The sequence below is a fragment of the Pelagicoccus sp. SDUM812002 genome (assembly GCF_031127835.1).
Lineage (GTDB): Bacteria > Verrucomicrobiota > Verrucomicrobiia > Opitutales > Opitutaceae > Pelagicoccus.
This window is the reverse complement of record NZ_JARXHX010000093.1, coordinates 1-1,174: the sequence shown is the minus strand read 5'-3', so window position 1 is coordinate 1,174 and position 1,174 is coordinate 1. Positions and strand designations below refer to the sequence as shown.

Annotated in this window: 2 protein-coding genes; both read right to left on the bottom strand. The window is 43.6% G+C overall.

Translation table 11 applies throughout. The features are described from left to right. Positions 1-246 precede the first annotated feature (246 nt). Positions 247-504: a hypothetical protein gene (locus tag QEH53_RS23825; RefSeq protein WP_309025739.1), complete on the bottom strand. Its 258-nt coding sequence runs from the start codon at positions 502-504 to the stop codon at positions 247-249. A 79-nt stretch (positions 505-583) separates the two neighbouring features. Then, positions 584-1,072 carry a GNAT family N-acetyltransferase gene (locus tag QEH53_RS23820; protein WP_309025738.1) on the bottom strand — a complete coding sequence of 163 codons (489 nt, stop codon included), beginning with the start codon at positions 1,070-1,072 and terminating at the stop codon, positions 584-586. Between the last annotated feature and the right edge of the window lie 102 nt (positions 1,073-1,174).

Sequence of the window (1,174 nt, the reverse complement as noted above, 5' to 3'; positions counted from 1 at the left end):
GAAACGATCATCGCTTTGCTTCTTTCTTCGTTATCCCAGAAGTAGTAGGAGAAGAGGATGCCTAGCCCAATGTTGGATCCGTAGAATATGAGGTTCGAAACCATTCTATTTGTTCTGCATATCGCCGAGCTCAGGCGACAAGGCCTAGGCAATCGTTTGAGGTTCTGGGGTGGTTGATTTTCATGGGTCGTAGTGAAAGAGGCGGGCGTTTGCCGCAGTTGCCTGGAGCGATTTGTTGGACCAATTTCATCTTTTAATTTTTGGCAGAGGATCGATTTTTTCTTCTTTTCTTAGCTTAAAAACGTAGGCCAACACAAAGAGGATAAATCCGCCGAGCAGCAGATAGAATGAGCCGAGTATGAAATCAGTAATTTTTGGGTCTATTTCCAATTCCGTCTTCCTGAATTGAATCGTTCGGAACTGATCAAATGCTCCGACAAAACAAGTAATCGTAAGGCCGATTAGAATCAGCAACGAAACTGGTTTTGGTAGAGTTTTATTCATTTAGTTTCGTCCAACGTCGAGTGCATACGCGGAGGAGGCGCAGCCTCCGGAGTTGTATGGCACGACTTGTTGTATAAAATTATAGTTCTTTCCTCATTGTTACGAGTGCCTCAGAATAGCCTAGGCTTGAGTACAATGCTCTGGCTGCTTGGTTATCTGAAAAGACGTTCAACGTCATTTCTGTGATTCCGTTTCTTTTCAGATGAATATCTATCATTTCCATCGCTGCTTTCCCGAACCCTCTCCTCCGAAAATCAAGTTTTACGTGCAGATAGGATAAAAAGCACTTCTTTTGATTAGGGTAGAACTGTGAGACCCAAATGTATCCGACCGTATGCTTGGAATCGTAATCGATTATTGTCCTGATCAAGTGACCTTTGGTTTCTTTTCCTTCTTCAAAGGTTTTCGACCACATTTCAGCGGCTCTGTTCGAAGCTGTCTTTTGGTCCATAAGGCCAGAACGCGCGAAGCTAATCGCATAATCGTTCATCCAGAGATTCTTAAGATCCGTGAATTCAATCTCTGATATCTCTTTGCAATCCACGAGGTTGTTCTGGTTTACATTCATTTCTATACAACGCCAAGCTCAGACGCGGAGGCTTGCCGACGTTGTCTGCGGCGCTTGGTTAGCACGTATGTTTGTTATCATTTTGAGAATTAGCTTTGCACA

Bases quoted from the DNA above. Each gene is read 5' to 3' on its own strand.
- QEH53_RS23825 (WP_309025739.1), bottom strand. From the start codon at position 504: ATGAATAAAACTCTACCAAAACCAGTTTCGTTGCTGATTCTAATCGGC.
- QEH53_RS23820 (WP_309025738.1), bottom strand. From the start codon at position 1,072: ATGAATGTAAACCAGAACAACCTCGTGGATTGCAAAGAGATATCAGAG.